The 18943-nt window shown below is 65.6% G+C and carries 23 protein-coding genes and 4 tRNA genes; 7 read left to right on the plus strand and 20 right to left on the minus strand.

Going from position 1 to position 18943, the window contains the following annotated elements; translation table 11 throughout:
* Positions 1-94: 94 nt before the first annotated feature.
* The 10 genes from rplK to MWU77_RS04620 form a co-directional block, all read right to left on the minus strand.
* Positions 95-529 carry a 50S ribosomal protein L11 gene (gene rplK, locus MWU77_RS04575; RefSeq protein WP_247273074.1) on the minus strand — a complete coding sequence of 145 codons (435 nt, stop codon included), beginning with the start codon at positions 527-529 and terminating at the stop codon, positions 95-97.
* A 79-nt stretch (positions 530-608) separates the two neighbouring features.
* Positions 609-1409, minus strand: a complete 801-nt coding sequence (gene nusG / locus MWU77_RS04580) for a transcription termination/antitermination protein NusG (protein ID WP_169689999.1) — start codon at positions 1407-1409, stop codon at positions 609-611.
* A gap of 48 nt (positions 1410-1457) precedes the next feature.
* A complete protein-coding gene (gene secE / locus MWU77_RS04585) occupies positions 1458-1883 on the minus strand; it encodes a preprotein translocase subunit SecE (RefSeq protein ID WP_169690000.1) in 426 nt (141 codons plus the stop codon).
* A 33-nt stretch (positions 1884-1916) separates the two neighbouring features.
* A tRNA-Trp gene (locus tag MWU77_RS04590) sits at positions 1917-1989 on the minus strand.
* Between the two features lie 178 nt (positions 1990-2167).
* On the minus strand, positions 2168-2593 hold the full coding sequence (gene hadB / locus MWU77_RS04595; RefSeq protein ID WP_169690001.1) for a (3R)-hydroxyacyl-ACP dehydratase subunit HadB: 426 nt from the start codon (positions 2591-2593) through the stop codon (positions 2168-2170).
* The gene (gene hadA, locus MWU77_RS04600; RefSeq protein ID WP_247273075.1) at positions 2580-3152 is read right to left on the minus strand and encodes a (3R)-hydroxyacyl-ACP dehydratase subunit HadA; all 573 of its coding nucleotides are present in this window, start codon (positions 3150-3152) and stop codon (positions 2580-2582) included. The genes hadB and hadA overlap by 14 nt, the downstream gene beginning before the upstream one ends.
* Positions 3153-3239: 87 nt before the next feature.
* A complete protein-coding gene (gene rpmG, locus MWU77_RS04605; protein WP_031937658.1) occupies positions 3240-3407 on the minus strand; it encodes a 50S ribosomal protein L33 in 168 nt (55 codons plus the stop codon).
* A 61-nt stretch (positions 3408-3468) separates the two neighbouring features.
* Positions 3469-3541 (minus strand) — tRNA-Met (locus MWU77_RS04610).
* 44 nt (positions 3542-3585) lie between these two features.
* Positions 3586-3658: transfer RNA gene (locus tag MWU77_RS04615), tRNA-Thr, on the minus strand.
* Positions 3659-3925: 267 nt separating this feature from the next.
* Positions 3926-4008: transfer RNA gene (locus MWU77_RS04620), tRNA-Tyr, on the minus strand.
* A gap of 151 nt (positions 4009-4159) precedes the next feature.
* On the opposite strand from MWU77_RS04620, the gene MWU77_RS04625 reads away from it, so the two are divergent.
* Positions 4160-4651 carry a YajQ family cyclic di-GMP-binding protein gene (locus tag MWU77_RS04625; protein ID WP_169690003.1) on the plus strand — a complete coding sequence of 164 codons (492 nt, stop codon included), beginning with the start codon at positions 4160-4162 and terminating at the stop codon, positions 4649-4651.
* A gap of 94 nt (positions 4652-4745) precedes the next feature.
* Here the strand turns inward: MWU77_RS04625 and htpX are convergent, their stop codons facing one another.
* Entirely contained in the window at positions 4746-5609 is an 864-nt protein-coding gene (gene htpX / locus MWU77_RS04630) for a zinc metalloprotease HtpX (protein WP_169690004.1), read from the minus strand.
* A 118-nt stretch (positions 5610-5727) separates the two neighbouring features.
* Positions 5728-6777, minus strand: coding sequence for a polyprenyl synthetase family protein (locus MWU77_RS04635; RefSeq protein WP_247273076.1), 1050 nt, complete (start codon positions 6775-6777; stop codon positions 5728-5730).
* 144 nt (positions 6778-6921) lie between these two features.
* Here MWU77_RS04635 and MWU77_RS04640 point away from each other — a divergent pair, with 144 nt between their 5' ends.
* Positions 6922-8145, plus strand: a complete 1224-nt coding sequence (locus MWU77_RS04640) for a geranylgeranyl reductase family protein (protein WP_247273417.1) — start codon at positions 6922-6924, stop codon at positions 8143-8145.
* 44 nt (positions 8146-8189) lie between these two features.
* Here the strand turns inward: MWU77_RS04640 and MWU77_RS04645 are convergent, their stop codons facing one another.
* From MWU77_RS04645 to menD, 4 genes are all read right to left on the minus strand, one after another.
* Complete coding sequence (locus MWU77_RS04645) at positions 8190-8888, minus strand: demethylmenaquinone methyltransferase (RefSeq protein ID WP_169690007.1); 699 nt, start codon at positions 8886-8888, stop codon at positions 8190-8192.
* A gap of 75 nt (positions 8889-8963) precedes the next feature.
* A complete protein-coding gene (locus MWU77_RS04650; protein ID WP_247273077.1) occupies positions 8964-10106 on the minus strand; it encodes a glycosyltransferase family 1 protein in 1143 nt (380 codons plus the stop codon).
* Positions 10107-10198: 92 nt separating this feature from the next.
* The gene (locus tag MWU77_RS04655; protein WP_240959892.1) at positions 10199-10681 is read right to left on the minus strand and encodes a DUF3592 domain-containing protein; all 483 of its coding nucleotides are present in this window, start codon (positions 10679-10681) and stop codon (positions 10199-10201) included.
* On the minus strand, positions 10681-12300 hold the full coding sequence (gene menD / locus MWU77_RS04660; protein WP_169690010.1) for a 2-succinyl-5-enolpyruvyl-6-hydroxy-3-cyclohexene-1-carboxylic-acid synthase: 1620 nt from the start codon (positions 12298-12300) through the stop codon (positions 10681-10683). Before menD ends, MWU77_RS04655 begins: the two co-directional genes overlap by 1 nt.
* 95 nt (positions 12301-12395) lie before the next feature.
* Between menD and MWU77_RS04665 the strand changes: the two genes are divergently transcribed.
* Positions 12396-12986 carry a flavin reductase family protein gene (locus MWU77_RS04665; RefSeq protein WP_247273078.1) on the plus strand — a complete coding sequence of 197 codons (591 nt, stop codon included), beginning with the start codon at positions 12396-12398 and terminating at the stop codon, positions 12984-12986.
* Between the two features lie 156 nt (positions 12987-13142).
* Here the strand turns inward: MWU77_RS04665 and MWU77_RS04670 are convergent, their stop codons facing one another.
* From MWU77_RS04670 to MWU77_RS04680, 3 genes are all read right to left on the minus strand, one after another.
* Entirely contained in the window at positions 13143-13583 is a 441-nt protein-coding gene (locus MWU77_RS04670) for a hypothetical protein (protein WP_169690127.1), read from the minus strand.
* Positions 13584-13666: 83 nt separating this feature from the next.
* The gene (locus tag MWU77_RS04675; protein ID WP_308198763.1) at positions 13667-14674 is read right to left on the minus strand and encodes an o-succinylbenzoate synthase; all 1008 of its coding nucleotides are present in this window, start codon (positions 14672-14674) and stop codon (positions 13667-13669) included.
* Complete coding sequence (locus MWU77_RS04680; RefSeq protein ID WP_169690013.1) at positions 14671-15309, minus strand: PaaI family thioesterase; 639 nt, start codon at positions 15307-15309, stop codon at positions 14671-14673. Before MWU77_RS04680 ends, MWU77_RS04675 begins: the two co-directional genes overlap by 4 nt.
* A gap of 62 nt (positions 15310-15371) precedes the next feature.
* Between MWU77_RS04680 and MWU77_RS04685 the strand changes: the two genes are divergently transcribed.
* The gene (locus MWU77_RS04685; RefSeq protein ID WP_169690014.1) at positions 15372-16265 is read left to right on the plus strand and encodes a 1,4-dihydroxy-2-naphthoyl-CoA synthase; all 894 of its coding nucleotides are present in this window, start codon (positions 15372-15374) and stop codon (positions 16263-16265) included.
* 74 nt (positions 16266-16339) lie between these two features.
* On the opposite strand, the gene MWU77_RS04690 is transcribed toward MWU77_RS04685, so the two are convergent.
* Entirely contained in the window at positions 16340-16624 is a 285-nt protein-coding gene (locus MWU77_RS04690; protein WP_169690015.1) for a DUF4193 domain-containing protein, read from the minus strand.
* A gap of 255 nt (positions 16625-16879) precedes the next feature.
* Between MWU77_RS04690 and MWU77_RS04695 the strand changes: the two genes are divergently transcribed.
* Genes MWU77_RS04695 through MWU77_RS04705 form a run of 3 tightly spaced genes read left to right on the plus strand, consistent with a single transcriptional unit; the run spans position 16880 to position 18938 of the window.
* The gene (locus MWU77_RS04695) at positions 16880-18076 is read left to right on the plus strand and encodes a DUF418 domain-containing protein (protein WP_169690016.1); all 1197 of its coding nucleotides are present in this window, start codon (positions 16880-16882) and stop codon (positions 18074-18076) included.
* The gene (locus MWU77_RS04700) at positions 18073-18519 is read left to right on the plus strand and encodes a hypothetical protein (RefSeq protein WP_247273079.1); all 447 of its coding nucleotides are present in this window, start codon (positions 18073-18075) and stop codon (positions 18517-18519) included. Before MWU77_RS04695 ends, MWU77_RS04700 begins: the two co-directional genes overlap by 4 nt.
* 38 nt (positions 18520-18557) lie before the next feature.
* Positions 18558-18938, plus strand: a complete 381-nt coding sequence (locus tag MWU77_RS04705; protein ID WP_247273419.1) for a VOC family protein — start codon at positions 18558-18560, stop codon at positions 18936-18938.
* Positions 18939-18943 lie beyond the last annotated feature (5 nt).

Raw genomic sequence — 18943 nt, forward strand, 5'->3', positions numbered from 1 at the left:
TCACCGGTGGGTGAATGTTTCGGGAGTGGTGCGGGCCTGGCCGGCCCTCCCACGCTTGCTTGCTGAGTCGACTCGGCGGGCGACGCCGCCAGGGTCAGCCCTCGACGGTGATACCCATCGAGCGTGCAGTACCCGCGATGATCTTCGCGGCGGCCTCGATGTCGTTCGCGTTGAGGTCTTCCTGCTTGGTCTTCGCGATCTCGCGCACCTGATCCATGGTCACCTTGGCGACCTTGGTCTTGTGCGGCTCGCCGGAGCCCTTCTGCACACCGGCAGCCTTGAGCAGCAGCTTGGCGGCAGGAGGAGTCTTCAGCTTGAAGTCGAATGTGCGGTCTTCGTAGACCGTGATCTCGACGGGCACCACATTGCCGCGCTGCGACTCGGTCGCTGCGTTGTAGGCCTTGCAGAACTCCATGATGTTGACGCCGTGCTGACCCAGCGCGGGACCGACCGGCGGAGCCGGGTTGGCCTGGCCGGCCTGGATCTGGAGCTTGATGAGCCCGGCGATCTTCTTCTTCTTGGGGGGCATCTCTATTCCTAGTTTCTTGCTCGGTGTGGTTCTTGCGTATTCCTACTGCAAGTTTTCGTGTGTCGAGACGATCAGCTGATCAGAGCTTCGAGACCTGCGTGAAAGACAACTCCACGGGAGTCTCGCGACCGAAGATCGACACCAGGACCTTGAGCTTCTGCTGCTCGGCGTTGACCTCGCTGATCGACGCGGGCAATGTCGCGAACGGACCGTCCATGACGGTGACCGACTCACCGACCTCGAAGTCGACCTCGATCGCGGGCTTGCCTGCTGCTGCGGGCGCCTGCTCGCCTGCAGCAGGTGCGCCTGCGGCGGGCTTCTTCTTCTCCTGCTGCGGAAGGAGGAACTTCACGACCTCCTTGATCGTCAGCGGCGACGGCCGAGACGTCGCACCGACGAAGCCGGTGACGCCGGGCGTGTTGCGCACGGCGCCCCACGATTCGTCGTTCAGCTCCATACGCACCAGGATGTAGCCGGGCAGCACCTTGCGGTTGACCTGCTTCTTCTGACCGTTCTTGATCTCGGTGACCTCTTCGGTGGGCACCTCGACCTGGAAGATGTACTCGCTCAGGTCGAGGTTCAGCACTCGGGTCTCGAGGTTCGTCTTCACCTTGTTCTCGTAGCCGGCGTACGAGTGGATGACATACCAGTCGCCCGGCTCGAGGCGCAGCTGCTTCTCGAGCGCTGCCGCGGGATCGACATCGTCGGCGGTCTCGGCGGCGACCGGAGCGTCCGCCTCCACCGACTCATCGGTCTCGGGGTCGTCGACGACCGCCTGGTCGACAGCGATCTCGTCCGAAACGCGCTCGTCGACAACGACCTCGTCCGAAACGCGCTCGTCGGCCGAGGGCTCGTAGGAGTCGTTCTCGGGGGTGCTCACCGGGGCACTTTCCTCTCGTCGATCACAATTTGCCGGCGCGCGTACGCGCTAGCCGAACAACCAGTTGACGCCCTGGGCGAACGCCAGGTCCAATCCGAAGATGAACGCAGTCATGACGGTCACGAACGCAATGACGACGAGCGTGTAGGTCGTCAGCTGTTTGCGATTCGGCCAGATCACCTTGCGAAGTTCCGCGATGACCTCGCGGAAGAATCGACGCAGGCGCTTGAAGATGTTCTCGGACTTCTGCGCAGCGGGCCGGTCGGCCGATTCGGCAACGGACCGGCGGGCGCGTGAGCCCTCTACGTCGGTAGAAACCGATGTCTGCGCGGCGCCGGAACGGCGAACTGCGCGCTTACCACTCGGACGCGGGACCGAGGAGGAAGCGTCGGGGGTTGCGCCGGTTTCCGTTCCAGCGTCACCGGGTGCAAACCCTCCGGTGCCGCCGTCGCGCCTACCGCGCTCCTCGCTCACATCGTTCCTCTCGATCGCTGGGCAGTCCGGGTGCAGGGGCGACAGGACTTGAACCTGCAACCTGCGGTTTTGGAGACCGCTGCTCTGCCAATTGAGCTACGCCCCTTTGGCCGACCATCAGCGTCGAAACCTCGACACCTCACAGATCGGCCGATCTGCGACCACATGACACGCGCGCCACCCCACCGGTACATCCAAGTACCGAAGAGCAGCGCGCTGCGCTATGCGATCCCAGAAGCCCTAGTGTACTGCATTGCCCCGGGACTACCCAATCCGCAAGGCCGTCAGGCCAGGCGGACCGTTGCAGTGGCTCGCCCGAAGATCTTACGCCCTTCGGACTTCGCCACGATCGCGACCACTGCTGTCTTGCTGACCGGGTCCACCGACTTGACCTTGCCGGAGAACTCGATTGCGGCGGCCTGATCGGCCTCCACGAACACCGGGCTCGTGAAACGAACGTTGTATTCGTTCACGGCACCCGGATCGCCGAGCCAGTCGGTTACGAAGCCGGCGGCGATGCCCATGGAGAGCATGCCGTGTCCGACGACGTTGCGCAAACCGGCAAGTTCGGCAACCTTGTCGCTCCAGTGGATCGGGTTGGGATCACCCGAGACACCGGCGTAATTGACCAGGTTTCCACGCGTGAGCGTCACGACACGCGAAGGAAGTTCCTCGCCCGCCGTCACGTCATCGAAGCTACGGAGCGTCATGCATCATCACATCCTTGACAGCCTCCGCGATGTTCGCGTCGACCTCACCGCCCGTGCGGCCGACAAGCGTGGTCCACGTGGTGAGCACGAGATTGTCGTACTGGTCGGTGATGACGTTCTTCGTGGTGATGATGTCGCTGCCTGCCACCTGACGGAAGTCGTCGAGGTACACGTCGCAGAACAGTCGATCGCCGACCTGGATCGGGCGGTGGAAGACCAACCGCTGATCGGTCTGCATGATCTGGCTGAGGTCGTATCCGGTGACGATCTCCTCGAACAGCTTGCGCTGGGCGATGATCCCGATGATCGACACGAAGGTCAGCGGCGCGATCAGACCGTCGTATCCGAGGCCTTTCGCAGCTTCTTCGTCGTGATGCGCGGGGTGAGTATCGAGCACGGCGTGGGCGTATTCACGAACCTTCTCGCGGCCGACTTCGTAGAAGTCGTCGACACGGTAATGGTGCCCGACCATGGACGCGGCATGAGCCGCAGCATCGAACGGGATCCCGGCCCGTTCGGTCACGTCCACGGGTTGCTCATTCATGATGGTGCCAGTCATACGCAAAACCTCCGCAATTCCGCTCAACGCCTAACGGCGTGGGCGGCACTGCGGAGAGCTCACGCGTCGACGTCGATCCCGAACAGACTACTTCGACTCGCGATGCGCCTGATGGGTGCCGCAGTTCGGGCAGAACTTCTTCAGCTCGAGGCGGTCGGGATCGTTACGACGGTTCTTCTTCGTGATGTAATTGCGGTGCTTGCACACCTCGCAGGCCAGGGTGATCTTCGGCCGAACGTCGGTGGAGGAGGCCACGGGATGCCTTCTTTCGCGTAAATCTGATCGCTTCGGATCAGGGTGGTTCGTTCTACTTCGGTAGCGGTGACCGGACTTGAACCGGCGACGCAACGATTATGAGTCGTTTGCTCTACCAACTGAGCTACACCGCCTCGGTGTCGAGTGTCGCATATATTGGCGCCACTCCAATCCAGCGAGCCCCCTGACGGAATCGAACCGTCGACCTTTTCCTTACCATGGAAACGCTCTGCCGACTGAGCTAAGGGGGCGCGGCCACCGTGAGCATCTCTGCTCCCTGCGGCCTCCAAAAGATTACACACACTCGCCGTGAGTACAAAATCGGCAGGTCGGTGCACATAAACGTCCTCCGGGCCACGAACGCGCTACCGGTGTCCGCAGGGCGAACGACCCGGACGAACACGTCCGTCGACGACCACCTGCCGATAGCCCTGAGCCCATCACCCGCAGCAGTGCCGTGAACGCAGCACCTGCAGATGCAGAACAACCCCGGTTCGAGGAACCGGGGTTGTTCTGTGTGGCAGATGTAGGATTCGAACCTACGTAGGCATACGCCGACGGATTTACAGTCCGCTCCCATTGGCCGCTCGGGCAATCTGCCGGGTGCGATCGGGGATTGCTCCTCGATGCGTTTGGAAGAATACAACGCAGACCCCCCTCGATTGCAAACCGGGTGGTTACGGGGTTGGGCGAAGCGATAACGTCGGCTGTACAAGACCCCTACCGACCGATCCGAAGTGGAGATTCTCAACGTGGCTGATTCGTCGTTCGATGTGGTGAGCAAGGTCGATCGCCAGGAGGTGGACAACGCCCTCAACCAGGCAGCGAAGGAGATCGCGAACCGCTTCGACTTCCGCAACACCGGTGCCTCCATCGCATGGGCAGGCGAGGAGTCCATCACGATCACCGCCGACACGGAAGACCGCGTCCTCGCAGCACTCGATGTGTTCAAGGAGAAACTGATCCGGCGCGATCTCTCTCTCAAGGCCTTCGACGCAGGTGAACCGGCCCAGTCCGGAAAGACCTACAAACTCACCGGTTCGCTCGTGGAGGGCATCTCCCAGGAGAACGCGAAGAAGATCTCCAAACTGATCCGTGACGAAGGCCCGAAAGGCGTCAAGGCCCAGATCCAAGGCGACGAGCTGCGAGTGAGCAGCAAGAAGCGCGACGACCTCCAGTCGGTGATCTCACTGCTGAAGAACGCAGATCTCGATATCGCACTGCAGTTCGTCAACTACCGCTGAGAACGTCCGCGGACCGATCACATTCCGTCCCCACACCGGACGCGCGGGTGCCTTCTGTGAGCTCGATGAGGGCACCCGCCCTGTGTCCGCAGACTCAGAGCGGGCCCGCCATGCGTTCGAGCCGCGCGATCCGGTCGGCCATGGGCGGGTGAGTCGAGAACAGCCGACCCATCTTCTCGCCGGCCCTGAACGGGTTCGCAATCATCATGTGCGACTGGGCCGCCAGTTTGGGTTCCGGTGGCAGCGGTGCGGCCTGGGTGCCGCGTTCGAGCTTGCGCAGGGCCGAGGCCAGTGCCAGCGGGTCGCCGGTGAGCTCGGCCCCCGATTGGTCGGCCTGATACTCGCGTGAACGCGAGACGGCGAGTTTGACGACGGTGGCCGCGATCGGGCCCAGCAGCGACACCAGCAGCAGCGCGAGGGGGTTCGCACCGCCCCCACGGTTGCCGCCGAACGCACTCGCGAAGAACGCGAAGTTGGCCAGCCCCGAGATCACCGCGGCCATCGCACCCGCGACCGACGAGATCAAGATGTCGCGGTTGTACACATGCGACAGCTCGTGACCGAGTACCGCGCGGAGTTCGCGTTCGTCGAGAATCTGCAAGATGCCCGATGTACAGCACACCGCGGCATTTCGGGGGTTCCGTCCGGTCGCGAACGCGTTCGGTGCGTTGGTCGGACTGATGTACAGCCGCGGCATGGGCTGGTGCGCGGTCGTCGCGAGTTCGCGCACGATGCGGTAGATCTGCGGTGCCTGTACCTCGGTGATCGGCTGAGCGTGCATCGCCCGCAGTGCAAGCTTGTCGCTGTTGAAATACGCGTAGGCGTTCATACCGACGGCCATCACAACCGAGATCACCAGGATGGTCGTGTTCTGGAACAGCGCACCGATGAACACGATCAGCGCGGACATCCCGATCAGCAGCCCCGCCGTCTTCAGGCGGTTGGCATTTCCGTGCACGTCACGCCTCTCCCCGACGATCGCTCGCGTCGGACAGCGTTTGCGCTGCCCGACCCGGCGACATCTGTCCATCTACCTGCCCGTGCAACGGACGAGCGAACCGAGAGGTTCCCGGTGCCTACCCGACGCGAGCGACCGTGAAATCGACCAGGCGACGAAGTGCCTCGTTGGCAGGTCCCTGCGGTAGCGCATCGAGCTCGGCGTGCGCCTGATCGACGTAGGTCTGCAACGTCTTCTTGGCGGCATCCATCCCCGGCGACCGCCCGAGCAGCTTGAGCGCTTCCGCAATCAACGCCTCGTCCTCGAGGGGACCGACAAGAAGTTCTCGGAGACGATCGGCATCGGGTCCCTCGTCCTTCAGCGCATACAGCACAGGCAGGGTGTGGACACCCTCGCGCAGGTCGGTGCCGGGCGTCTTGCCCGAGTCCGTGGTATCCGACGCGATGTCGATGATGTCGTCGACGATCTGGAATGCGACGCCCACCGCGTCACCGAGGCGCTCGAGCCGCTCGATCTGCTCGTCGTCGGCACCCGAGAACGTGCCTCCGAACCGGCCGGCAGCGGCGATCAACGATCCGGTCTTCTCCCACACCACCCGCAGATAGTGCTCGACCGGGTCCTTCTGCTCGCTCGCACCGATGGTTTCGCGCATCTGACCGGTGACCAACTCGGCGAACGTCTTCGCGATGACCTCCACCGCGGACGGTCCGAGTGTGGAGGTGAGCCGGGACGCATGGGCGAACAGATAGTCGCCGGCCAGGATTGCCACGCTGTTGCCCCATCGCATGTTCGCACTGGGCGCTCCGCGCCGGACAGTCGCTTCGTCCATCACGTCGTCGTGATAGAGCGTGGCGAGATGGACAAGCTCCACCACGGTCGCGGCCGTCACGATCGACGGGTCGTTCGGCTTGGGTCCCAACTGCCCCGTGAGCACCGCGAACAGCGGCCGGAACCGCTTCCCTCCGGCTTTCGCGAGATGCAGCGCAGCTTCGGTCAGGAAGTCTTCACCGTCGGACAGTTCTTCGACCATCAACGTCTCGACCGCGGCCAACCCGTCCCGCACGTTCTCGGCCAGGACCGGGTCGCCGAGTTCCACACCTGCGACCATGGTGTTCGACACCGTGCCGGCGGCCGGCGCCGTCCCCTCAGTGCTCACAGAAGTACCCATCCTGTCTGTCGGCTCGGCTCCACGGTAGTGAACCTAGCCGCTCGTTTCGTCGGCCACCTCGTCGAGGCGCAGATCCGCGCCTGAGAAGATGGACGCGTGGTGGCCGAGAATTCCGCGGGAGAACCGCGCCGATCCGTGTTCTACATGCCCGACAGTACCGACGTACTCGTCATCGGCGCTGGTCCAGCAGGGTCATCGGCCGCAGCCTGGGCTGCGCGATCCGGACGCGAGGTGCTTCTGGTCGACTCGGCCACGTTCCCCCGCGACAAGACCTGCGGCGACGGACTGACTCCGCGGGCGGTCGCAGAGCTCGATCGGCTCGGACTGGGCGAGTGGGTGCGCACACGCACCGTCAACCGCGGACTGCGGCTGGAGGGATTCGGAGGCAGCTTCGAACTTCCGTGGCCGTCGGGGGCGTTCCCGTCATCGGGCAGTGCCGTCCCTCGCACCGAACTCGACGATCGACTCCGCCGCACCGCGGTGCAGGCAGGTGCACAGATGGCCGAGGGCGCGAAAGCGGTCGACGTGGTGCGCGACGGTGATCGGGTGACCGCTGTGGTCTTCCGCACGGCCGACGGCCCTCGCACGGTCGCGTGCCGACGTCTCGTCGTCGCCGATGGTGTCCGCTCCCCGCTCGGCAAAGTACTCGGCAGGCAGTGGCATCGCGACACGGTCTACGGCGTCGCGGCCCGTGCCTACGCGACCTCGCCTCGCAGCGACGATCCGTGGATCACGTCACATCTCGAACTTCGGGACGACTCGGGGACGCTGCAGGCCGGATACGGATGGGTGTTCCCGCTGGGAACCGGTGAGGTGAACCTCGGAGTAGGAACTCTGGCGACCGCCGCCCGCCCCGCGAACGGGTCGCTTCGTCCGTTGATCGAGCTGTACGCGTCGAAGCGTCGTTCCGAATGGGAACTCGGCGAGGTGAATCGCGTCGCATCGGCCCTGCTCCCGATGGGTGGGGCGGTCTCCGGTGTCGCCGGGCGCAACTGGGCTCTGATCGGGGATGCCGCGGCCTGCGTGAATCCGCTCAACGGCGAAGGTATCGATTACGGACTCGAAGGCGGACGGCTGATAGCTGATCTTCTCGACAGCGACGACCTCACCGAGACGTGGCCGGCATTATTACGGGAGCACTACGGCAGGGCGTTTTCCACAGCTCGGCGACTCGCCGGACTGCTCACACGGCCTAAGTTCCTGCCCTCGACCGGGCCCGTGGGAATGCGCTCACGCGCCTTGATGACGGTGGCCGTGCGGGTGATGGGAAATCTCGTCACCGACGAGGACCACGACCTGGTCGCCCGTGTGTGGCGGACCAGCGGGCGGGTCTCGATGAGATGGGATCGACAGCCCCTTTTCTCCTGAGCGATCGGCTCGTCCGAGACGCGGGGCTCATCTGAGACGCGGCGTTACCGCACGGCGTGATGCAGCACGGTGATGCCGCCGGTGAGGTTGCGCCACCGCACGTTGCTCCAGCCGGCGGCCTCGATGCGCTCGGCGAGCTCTTTCTGCGCGGGCCACGCACGAATCGATTCCGCAAGATAGACGTACGCGTCGGGATTGCTGCTCACCAGCCGGGCCACTCCTGGAAGCGCCTGCATGACCACTTCCATGTACACCGAGCGCAACGGCTCGTGCACGGGCGTGGAGAACTCGCACACGACGAGTCGACCGCCCGGCTTGGTCACCCGCGCGATCTCCCGCAGTGCCGCGTCGATGTCGGCGACGTTGCGCAGACCGAACGAGATCGTGGCGGCGTCGAACACGGCATCGGCGAACGGGAGGCGCATCGCGTCGCCGGCGACCATGGGCACCTTCCGGAACTCACCGGCGTGGAGCATCCCCTTGGAAAAATCCGTCGCGACAACCCACGCGCCGGAGCGGCCGAGTTCGACCGTCGAGACACCTGTTCCGGCGGCGAGATCGAGCACTCGCTCCCCCGGTTCCAGATCCAGCGCTGCTCGGGTGGCACGACGCCACTGCCTGTCCAGCCCGAACGTCAGCACCGTATTGGTCAGGTCGTAACGCTCGGCGACCCCGTCGAACATGGACGCGACCTCGCGCGGCTCCTTGTCGAGAAATGCGCGCGATCCGTGAGTTTTTGCCACGGCCGAAACGTTACCTTCCCGTGGGGCGGGCCCTGCCGCGACACCACCCCGTATAGAGGTGCTGTGAGACCACGGTTACGCGGTGCGCGGAAGCATGCGGGATGTGTCCCCCTGCACCTCCCGGTAATGCCCGAGGAGTTGGTCACAGATCACCGGCCAGGTGCGGCCGAGCACACTGCGACGGGCCGCACGACCGAACTCCGACCGCAGCTGCGCGTCGGCAAGCGCACTGAGCGCCCCCGGCAGGAGCTCGGCGAACCGGTCAGCGGGCAGCCGGTACCCGTTGCGACAGTGTGCGACGAGATCCCTGGGGCCACCCGCGTCGGGTACAACGGTCGGCAGACCGCTGGCCTGCGCCTCCTGCACCGCCTGGCAGAACGTCTCGTGCTCGCCCGGATGGACGAAGACATCGAGGCTCGCGTACGCCCGTGCCAGATCGTCGCCATCGAGTTGCCCGGTGAACACGGCCTCCGGCATCAGAGCTTCGAGCCGAGCGCGCTCGGGACCGTCCCCCACCACCACGAGCCGGAACGCACCTCCCTGCGCGACGTCGACGAGTCGCTCGACGTGCTTCTCCGGCGCAAGACGACCGACGAACCCGAGGATCGGACGCCCGTCCGGTGACCACTGCGCGCGAAGTGTGTCCTCTCTCTTCGACGGCGCGAACCTGTCGATGTCGACGCCTCGCCCCCACCGATGGACGCGAGGAACGCCGTGAGCGACGAGCGCGTCGACCGCAGACGACGACGGAGCGAGAGTCCGGTCACATCCACTGTGGAGTCGACGCGTCCACCGCCATGAGACCCGCGCCGCGACTCCGAGTCCGTAGCTTTCCGCGAATCCTGCGACATCGGTTTGATAGATCGCAACGGTCGGCACGAGCAGCCTCTTCGCCACTGCGAGTCCGCCTGCTCCGAGGACGAACGGCGACGCGAGGTGAATCACCTGGGGATCGAACGCGCGCAACGTGGCAACCATGTCGAGCTGAGGCACCCCGACCGGCAGCGAACTGATCTTCGGCACGCGTACCGCGGGGACTCGGTGCACGGGGACACCGAGATGCTCGGTCGGCGCGGGATCAAGACCCGCAACGGTGTCCGGCGCCACGATGATCGCGTCGTGACCCCCGCGATCGAGATGCTCGAGTACCCGCAGTACCGAGTTGGTCACGCCGTTGACGTTCGGGAGGAAGGATTCCGCGACGATGGCTACTCGCACCACGCCACCATGAACGATGCGCCGGTCGACGAGGTGCGCGGGAGTTGACCGGCCGACGAAGACGAAGCGAACGTTTCGTACCGGGCGTCGCCTCACGCGAGGGGCGACGGCTCCGGCTCGGTCCGGGAGAACCTTCGCAGGTACACGAGAAGCCCACCGGCGATCACCCAGGTGACGACCATCACCGACCCTGCCGGCACGATCGCGATCCGCGCATCCCGGCCGGTGACCCGGACGAGATCGGGATCACTGCGCGCATATTCGACTGCGATGCGCTGCCCGGTGGTGAGCCCTGTGGGATAGAGCACACCCAGCTCCGGGTTGTGCGTCACCCCATCGGGAGTGACGAAGCTCACCGCAGACCGGAGTGATCCCGCCGACAACACCTCGGCCGATGCGGTGCCCATGTCGGATCGGATCGTGTGATCGTTGCGCCACGCCCCGAGTACCAGGATCACCGACAGTGCGGAAATGCCGATGGCGATGGCGAGAACAACTCGCCGGGCGCGCGCCACCGCTGGCACCGTGCTGGTTGCACCCGCTGTGCGCCCGCTTCGAACGCCTGACTCCGTCATCACAGTTGCGACCGCACCGCGGCGTGAAGATCGCGCAATCCGGCGCGGTCGGTCGTGACTTCGATGACCCGGATGCCACCGGCGGGCGGGCTGACGTGGGTGAGCGCAATCGCGAGTCCGTGAAGATCGACCCGGCTGTGCGGAACGCGATACGCCGCGCAGAGCGCTGCCAGATCCATTCCGTGAGGAGTCCCGAATACACGCTCGAAGACACCCGCGTACTGGGGATCCCCCTGCTCGAGGAGTTCGAAGATGCCACCGCCGTCGTCGTTGGCCACGACGATCGTCAGGTCGCGAGGTCGAGGTTCCGGTGTACCGACCAGCAGACCCGAAGCGTCGTGCAGGAAGGTGAGGTCGCCCATCAACGCGATGGTTCGTCCCTCGTCGTAGGCGAGGGCTGCGCCTACCGCTGTCGACACCGTCCCGTCGATGCCTGCGACTCCGCGGTTGGACAGCACCTTCACGCCCGGTTTCGGATAGCTCACGAGTGCCGCATCGCGCACCGGGTTGGAGGCCCCGAACAACAACTGGTCACCCTCCCGCAGCGAATCGGTCACCACCGCCGCGACATGCAGACCGGTGGCCTCCGGGTGGGCGTCGAGTTGGGTCCGCACCGCCTTGTCGGTGTCTGCGGACAATTGACGGCATCGCTCCAGCCACGCGTCGTCCGGCGAACCCGAGATCACTGCGCGGGTTCCCGTCGCGAGGACGTTCCCGGAGACGTCGGGCCAGCGTGGGCCTGTCGTCAGGGCGTAGACGGCCACGTTCGGGTCGGCGAGCAGACGCGACACCGGCCGATGCAGGGTGGGCCTACCCGTGATGATGGCCTGCTTCGGCGCGATCTGGGTGAGGGCAAGGGGATGAAGGGGAAGCCCGTGCAACGGTGCGGTGGGCTCGGCGACAGTCGGGAGCCCTGCAAGTTCGGGCCGGAACGCCGAGCCGTGCCCCGACACCACGACGGTGTCGGCCGTGATGTCGATCTCCACCGGCACATCGAGGGTTGCGTGCACCGTCGTGGTCCAGGCCTGGCCGTCGGGCCGTCCCTCGGGCACGGCACCTTGTGGGCCCGCATCCGGTACCAGTGGTTCGCGCAGCGGGATATCGAAGTGCACGGGACCTGCGTTGCCGGACCTGGTTCCGCGAGCGGCGGCAAGGACACGGCTCACCGCCGAACGCCATTGGCTGTTCTGGCCGATTCCCTCTGCGAGTCCGAGGCTGATGGTGGCGCGGACCTGGCTACCGAACAATCCGAGCTGCTCGACGGTCTGATTCGCACCCGACCCGAGCATCTCGTAAGGCCGGTTGGCCGAGAGCACCACCAGCGGGATGCGCGCGTAGTTCGCCTCGAGGACCGCGGGCCCCAGGTTCGCGACGGCGGTGCCGGAAGTCATGACGACGGGCACCGGCCGTCCGGACGCGAGCGACAGACCGAGCGCAAGAAAACCCGCGGTCCGCTCGTCGATGCGCATGTGCAATCGCAGGCGGCCCGCGTTGTCGGCGGCCTGGAGAGCGAACGCGAGCGGCGCGTTGCGAGAACCGGGGCACAACACGACGTCCCGGACACCGCCCCGAGCAAGTTCGTCGACGACAGCGGTGGCCTGGGCGGTGGACGGGTTCACGACGACCAGGGTAGTGCGGGCCCGCCGAGCACCCGGTCGCAACCCGAGCCGGGCCCCGCAGGGGCATCCCGAGTCATCCGGCCGACAATGGTGTGATGCGCACCGTCTTCGACCCCTCCGACCTCAGTGCCGGACGGTTCTACCGCCTGCTCACCGCCACAATCGTGCCCCGCCCGATCGCATGGGTGTCGACGGCGTCCGCGGACGGCGTCGCGAACGTGGCCCCGTACAGCTTCTTCACCGTGACGAGTACCTCCCCTCCTGTCGTTCAGTTCACGTCGGTGGGAAGGAAGGACAGTTTGCGGAACATCGAGGAGACCGGCGAGTTCGTCATCAACGTCGCGTCGGTGCCGCTGATGGACCAGGTGAACGCATCGTCTGCACCGTTTGCGCATGACGTCGACGAGTTCGCGGCGGTCGGTCTCGACGCGGAGCCGAGCGAACGGGTACGCCCGCCACGGGTCGCGCAGTCGCCCGCCTCGATCGAATGCACGCTGCATCGGGTGATCGAGGTCGGCGACTCGTTCGTCGTCATGGGCGACGTTGTCGCGATGACCGTGCGCCAGGACGTGCTCGCCGATGACGATGCGCCGGACTTCGCGCTGCTGGCGCCTGCGAGTCGGCTCGGACGGATCGAGTGGGGGCTCACGCCGGCCGTTCGGTGCATCGACCGACCGACGAGCTGACTCACCGCCGGGCCCTCTCACCTCGGGCTGCCGCCCAGACTTGTCCGACAGCGGAACCCGAATTTCCGATGTGGGCGTGGCCGACAGATGACGACCGGAAGACAACGGTGCCGCTGCGGCCGAAGCCGCAGCGGCACCGTCGACGAAAATCCAGGCCTACGCAGCGTGCTTCTGGATGAGGTCACCCAGACGCGGCAGAGCCTCGACGACGTGCTTCTGCGCGGAACCGCGGAGCGAGTCGTAGACCTTCTTGACGGCGGCCTTGTCGCTACCCGCGATCTTGTCGTCGGTCACGCCCAGCAGCGCGTTTGCGACCTCGTCACCGCGCGCGGTGAGGTAGTCGGCAAACGAACCGTTGCCTGCGAAGTCCGCCCAGAACGGCTGGAGCCGCTCGACGAAGTCGGGCAGGAGACCTTCGACGGCACCCGGCACGATCGACGGACCGACCTTCTTCACCGCGGCGTATCCACCCTTGAGTGCGAGGCCCGACGCGCCCTTCTTGTCCGACACCTCAGCGTCGATGAGTGCGAGGACGTCGCTCTGGACCGCCGGGAGTTTATCGGCGCCGAGCAGGGCATCACCGAGAGCTGCAACCACTTCCATGCCTCCGTTTTGTGAAGAATGTGACTGTTGGGACGCCCGAACGATATACGACGACGCACACCGCGCATATTCCGCAGTCACTCGAGCAGGGCGTGGCATCTGCGCACTCGATCGAGCCACCATCGCTCCCGCTCCGCATCGACGCGCACGGCGTCGAGTCCGGACCGGCTCGGCGCAACCCTACCGACCGGCAGTGTGCCGTTCGACATGGCGCGGGGAGTCGCCACGTCCGCCGTGAAGAAGCCGCCGGTACCGAGGCCGCACGCGAACGGGAGGTCCGGCAGTGCCGCGGCTGCCGCGAGTCCGGCTCCCATTCCTACGGCCGAGTCGAGGGCGCTCGATACGACGATCGGCACTCCGCAGTCGGCGAGCTCACCGGCCAGTGCCAGCACCCGGCGGATGCCGCCGAGCGGAGCAACCTTGACGATCGCGACGTCCGCACCACCTGCCCGAACCACACGCATGGGGTCGTCGGCCCGCCGAATGCTCTCGTCGGCCGCGATCCGGATCCCCCCCGGAATGCTGCGCTCCAACCTGAGACGGAGTTCGACGAGTTCAGGCACCGTCGCGCAGGGTTGTTCTGCGTATTCGAGAGGGACCTGGGCAGCCATCTGGGTCAAGGCCGTCACTGCGTCGTCGACACTCCACCCGCCGTTCGCGTCGACCCGCACGTGGGGAACCAATTCGCGCACAGCACGGACCCGGGCGAGATCCTGTGCGAGATCCTGGCCGCGTTCGGCAACCTTCACCTTCGCCGTACGCGCACCGGGAAACCTCGCCAATATGCCGGGGACCTGCTCGGGATCGACGGCAGGCACCGTGGCGTTGACGGGAACGTGTGCTCGCAGGGGCGCGGGGTCGTCGAGCCATGCCGATTCGAGCGCGGAACGGAGCCATTCGGCGGACTCGACATCGTCGTACTCAGGGAACGGTCCGAATTCTCCCCACCCTGCCGGGCCCTCGAGGAGGACGACCTCCCGCGCGGTGATGCCCCGGAACCGAACCCGCATCGGGAGCGACACGACCACCGCGGCGGCCAGCACCTCATCCAGTGGTGGGATCGCCTCGGTCCCGGACGGTGTCACGGCTGTCCCGGAAGCAATTCGATCATCAGCGCCTCGGAGTCGGCGAGCACAGTGCCGTCCAGGTTGCGGAGCTCGGCGCTGCAGAACGCCTTTCGTCCGTCGACGCTGTCCACGCGACCCTCGACCACGAGTTCGTCCCACAACGGCGTGATCTTTCGGTAGTTGACATGGAGATAACCGGTGCGGGCGATGGGTCGCCCGGATGCGTGGATCACCATCCCGAACAGGTCGTCGAAGAGCAACGGGATGGTGCCGCCGTGCACAGCGCCGTTACCCCCGAGGTGGTAGCGGCGGAAGTGGCCTCGTTCGCGTACACCGCCGGCATCGAACTGCTCGATCGTCCACGGCGGGAGCAGCAGACTGCCGCGTCCCGGGAGATCGACGTTGAATCCGGCCGGGGACCTTCCTTCCCGGACCTGGTAGGACTCGAGCAGATCCCCGAGAGCCTCCGCTTGCGCAATGGCCTGGTCCACGACGTCATCGGGTGCGTGTGTGGAAACCGCGAGGTCCTGCAACCGGCGGAACGCGTCGACGAAGCGACCGAAGTTCGGTCCCGCTTTCACCGGTTCGTAGACGGGGAAGCCGCCGTGATGCTCGTATGCGTCGTCGCCGCCTCGAGTGTTCTGCTCGCTCATGATCCTGCACGTTATCCGCCCGACGCGCGCACATCGGCACTACCCGGCCTTAAAGTGACGACGTGACCTTCAATCCTGAACTGTGGCGCCCCGTTGCGGGGTTCGAGAACCTCACCGACATCACCTATCACCGTCATGTCACGCAGGGCACCGTCCGTGTCGCGTTCGATCGGCCCGAGGTGCGCAACGCATTCCGCCCGCACACCGTCGACGAGCTGTATACCGTGCTCGACCACGCACGGACGACCTCCGATGTGGGGGTGGTACTCCTGACCGGCAACGGCCCGAGCAGCAAGGACGGCGGCTGGGCGTTCTGCTCGGGCGGCGACCAGCGCATTCGCGGACGCAGCGGCTACCAGTACGCCAGCGGGGAGACCGCCGAGACAGTCGACAAGGCTCGCGCGGGTCGCCTGCACATCCTGGAGGTGCAACGGCTGATCCGGTTCATGCCGAAGGTCGTGATCGCGCTCGTCAACGGCTGGGCCGCGGGCGGCGGGCACAGCCTGCACGTGACATGCGACCTGACTCTCGCGTCGCGGGAGCACGCCCGGTTCAAGCAGACCGACGCCGACGTGGGCAGCTTCGACGGTGGCTACGGCAGCGCGTACCTCGCGAAGATGGTCGGACAGAAGTTCGCCCGGGAGATCTTCTTCCTCGGCGACACCTACACCGCCGACGATATGCACCACATGGGCGCGGTGAACCGTGTCGTCGCCCACGACGAACTCGAAGATGTCGCGCTCGAGTGGGCCGACAAGATCAACGGCAAGTCGCCGCAGGCACAACGGATGCTCAAGTACGCGTTCAATCTGCAGGACGACGGCCTGGTCGGTCAGCAATTGTTCGCCGGTGAAGCAACCCGCCTTGCGTACATGACCGACGAGGCAGTCGAGGGCCGCGACGCCTTCCTCGAAAAGCGTGACCCCGACTGGTCCCCCTACCCGCGGTATTACTGACACGCCGATCGGGCCGAGGATCACTCGGCCCGGCCGCGGCGTTCAGGGGCGCGGCATCCAGCGATGCGGGCAGGTCAGGCGCAGTCGAGACAGTAGGGATCCTCTGTCGGCGACGACGCCTTCCGGCTGTGATGATGAACGAGGAAGCATCGATAGCAGGTGAACTCGTCCTCCTGGATCGGCACGACATTCACGCTGAGTTCCTCGCCCGACAGATCCGCTCCGGGCAGATCCGGCGATTCGATGACCTCGGCTTCGTCGGCGTCGGCGAGTCCCGTCTGCTTCAGGTCGAGTTCGTCGATCGCAGTACCGGTGCCTGCAAGATCGTTGGTGCGTCGGACGTCGTAGTCGGTGCTCATCGTGGTCTCCTGGTCCGTGCGGGGCATCATGTCCCGCCCCGCGGCCGGGGCGTCGGTGCGTCGGGGCACCTCGGCGGTAGTTATGTCCAGGAGTATGCGGCTTCAAACATCCCGATATCAGACGTCGACCACATTTCGGCGTGATACTCATCACGGCCATCGCGTTGACGCTCCCCGGATCCTCCGATGTGATGACCCGACGGTCGTCCCTTCTCCCGACGCCCTGACTGCCGGCGGTGCAGCAGAGTCGAGGGCATGACCACCGTCGGCTCCACCATGCCCCGCACCCGGATCGCCGCGCTCGATGTCGCCCGGGGGGTCGCGATCCTGGGCACGCTGGGGACCAATATCTGGATCTTCACCGACCCTGCCGGGATCGTCGGCTATATCGAGACCGCAGGATCGGATCCGTGGCCGCAGCGCATCCTGATGCAGCTCGCACAGGGCAAATTTCTCGGCCTTCTCACCTTGATGTTCGGGATAGGGCTCGCGATCCAAGCGGCGTCGGCCCGCCGTGGGGGACGCGCGTGGCCGGGGAACTACCGGACACGTGCGTTCCTGCTGTTCATCGACGGGCTCGTGCACTACTTCCTGGTCGCAGAGTTCGATGTTCTGATGGGCTATGCGGCGGTATCCATGCTCCTGTGCGGCGTGGTCGTGTCCTCGCGCCGCACACGTATGTGGATTGTCGGCACCGCCGCCATCGTGCACATGCTGTTCGTGACCGCCCTCGTGATCGCGCTCGCCGCGACCCCCGCTTCGGGGGACTCCTCGAGCGAGCCGACGGATGTATTCGCGACGGGCAACTGGTGGGACCTGGTGGTGTTCCGCGCCGAAAACTTCCTCGCCTTCCGCTCCGAAGTGATCTTCCTGGTGCCATTGACGATCGCGATGTTCCTCGTCGGCGCCGCGCTGTTCGACGCAGGCATCTTTGACGAGCGAGGTGTTCGACTGCGCCGTCGGCTGTTGTTGATCGGCGCTGTCGCGGCACCCGTCGATATCGCAGTGGGCCTGTTCGGTGGCCCCGCGGGTACGTTCGCGGCGCGGTACGCGATCGCGCCGTTCGTGGCGGCGGGACTTCTGGCGCTGATCGCGCAGTGGTACTCGACTCGCGAGCAGGTCGGCACCGTCGGCGGGTGGATGCAAGGCATCGGTCGCACTGCGCTGAGCTGCTACATCCTGCAGAACATCATCGCATCTGCGATCTGCTACGGATGGGGGCTCGGCCTCGCCGCCAAGATCGACCCCACGTACCGAACGCAGTTCACCGTCGCCGTATACATCGCCGTGTGTGCGATCCTCGTCGTCGCGTCCCGGCTGTGGCTACGTCACTTCCGGCAGGGTCCGGTGGAGTGGCTGTGGAAAGCATCGTTCGAACTGCTCACCCGCGGCAGTTCCGACCGGGCGAAGACGGATCTGCAGAGCGTTGGGTCGGGCACACTCGAAACATGACCGATCGCGAGCGTCCCGATCCCTCGCATACTCGGCCGGAGGGCGTCACCGATGCGACGGTCGCGGCCGTCGGGAAACTGTCCGAGGCACTCGAAACCGTCGAGCGGGCACGCGGACACCTGTACGGCTTCCATCAGTTGATGGGCCACGCCGATTTTCAGGTCGAGCAGGCCGCAGAGATGCTTCGCGCCGCGGGCAACCCCGAGCTTGCCGACCGGATCGAACGCCAACTCGTGGGCCGTAATGTTGCCGAAGGGCGGTGGACGTTCCAGCTCGTCGAGGAGTTCGACGACGGCTATTGGACCGAGCTACGCACCTTCGACGCGGAGGTACGCGACACATTGGTCGCAGGACGCAGGCATCTGTTCGAGGCAGAGTCGAAAGAGGCGCGTCGTACCCACGGCTTGCGGGGGCACGAGGCACGTCCAGCGCCCGAAGGTTAGGCGCGGCGGGCGAAGGTGCAGACATGGAAGATGCAGACATGGAGATACTGAGCAGCCGGACGATCCTGCGTCCACACGACTACGACGCCACCCTCGAGTTCTACGGCGGGACCCTCGGCCTCGCCATTGCCCGCGAGTATCCGGGCGGCACCGTATTCTTCGCGGGCCAGGGCTTGATCGAGATCGCCGCGCACGGCGAACGCGACAGCACTCAACGCTTCCACGGAGCACTGTGGCTTCAGGTCCGGGACGTGTATGCCGCACAAACGGAGCTCACGCTCGCGGGAGTTGTGATCACCCGAGCCGCGCAACAGGAGCCGTGGGGACTGCACGAGATGTGGATCGAGGATCCGGACGGAATCCGTGTGGTTCTGGTGCAGATTCCGCCGGATCACCCGATTCGCACGGATCTCCGCTGACCCCC

The sequence above is a fragment of the Rhodococcus sp. F64268 genome (genome assembly GCF_023015605.1).
In the GTDB taxonomy this organism is placed as follows: domain Bacteria; phylum Actinomycetota; class Actinomycetes; order Mycobacteriales; family Mycobacteriaceae; genus Rhodococcus.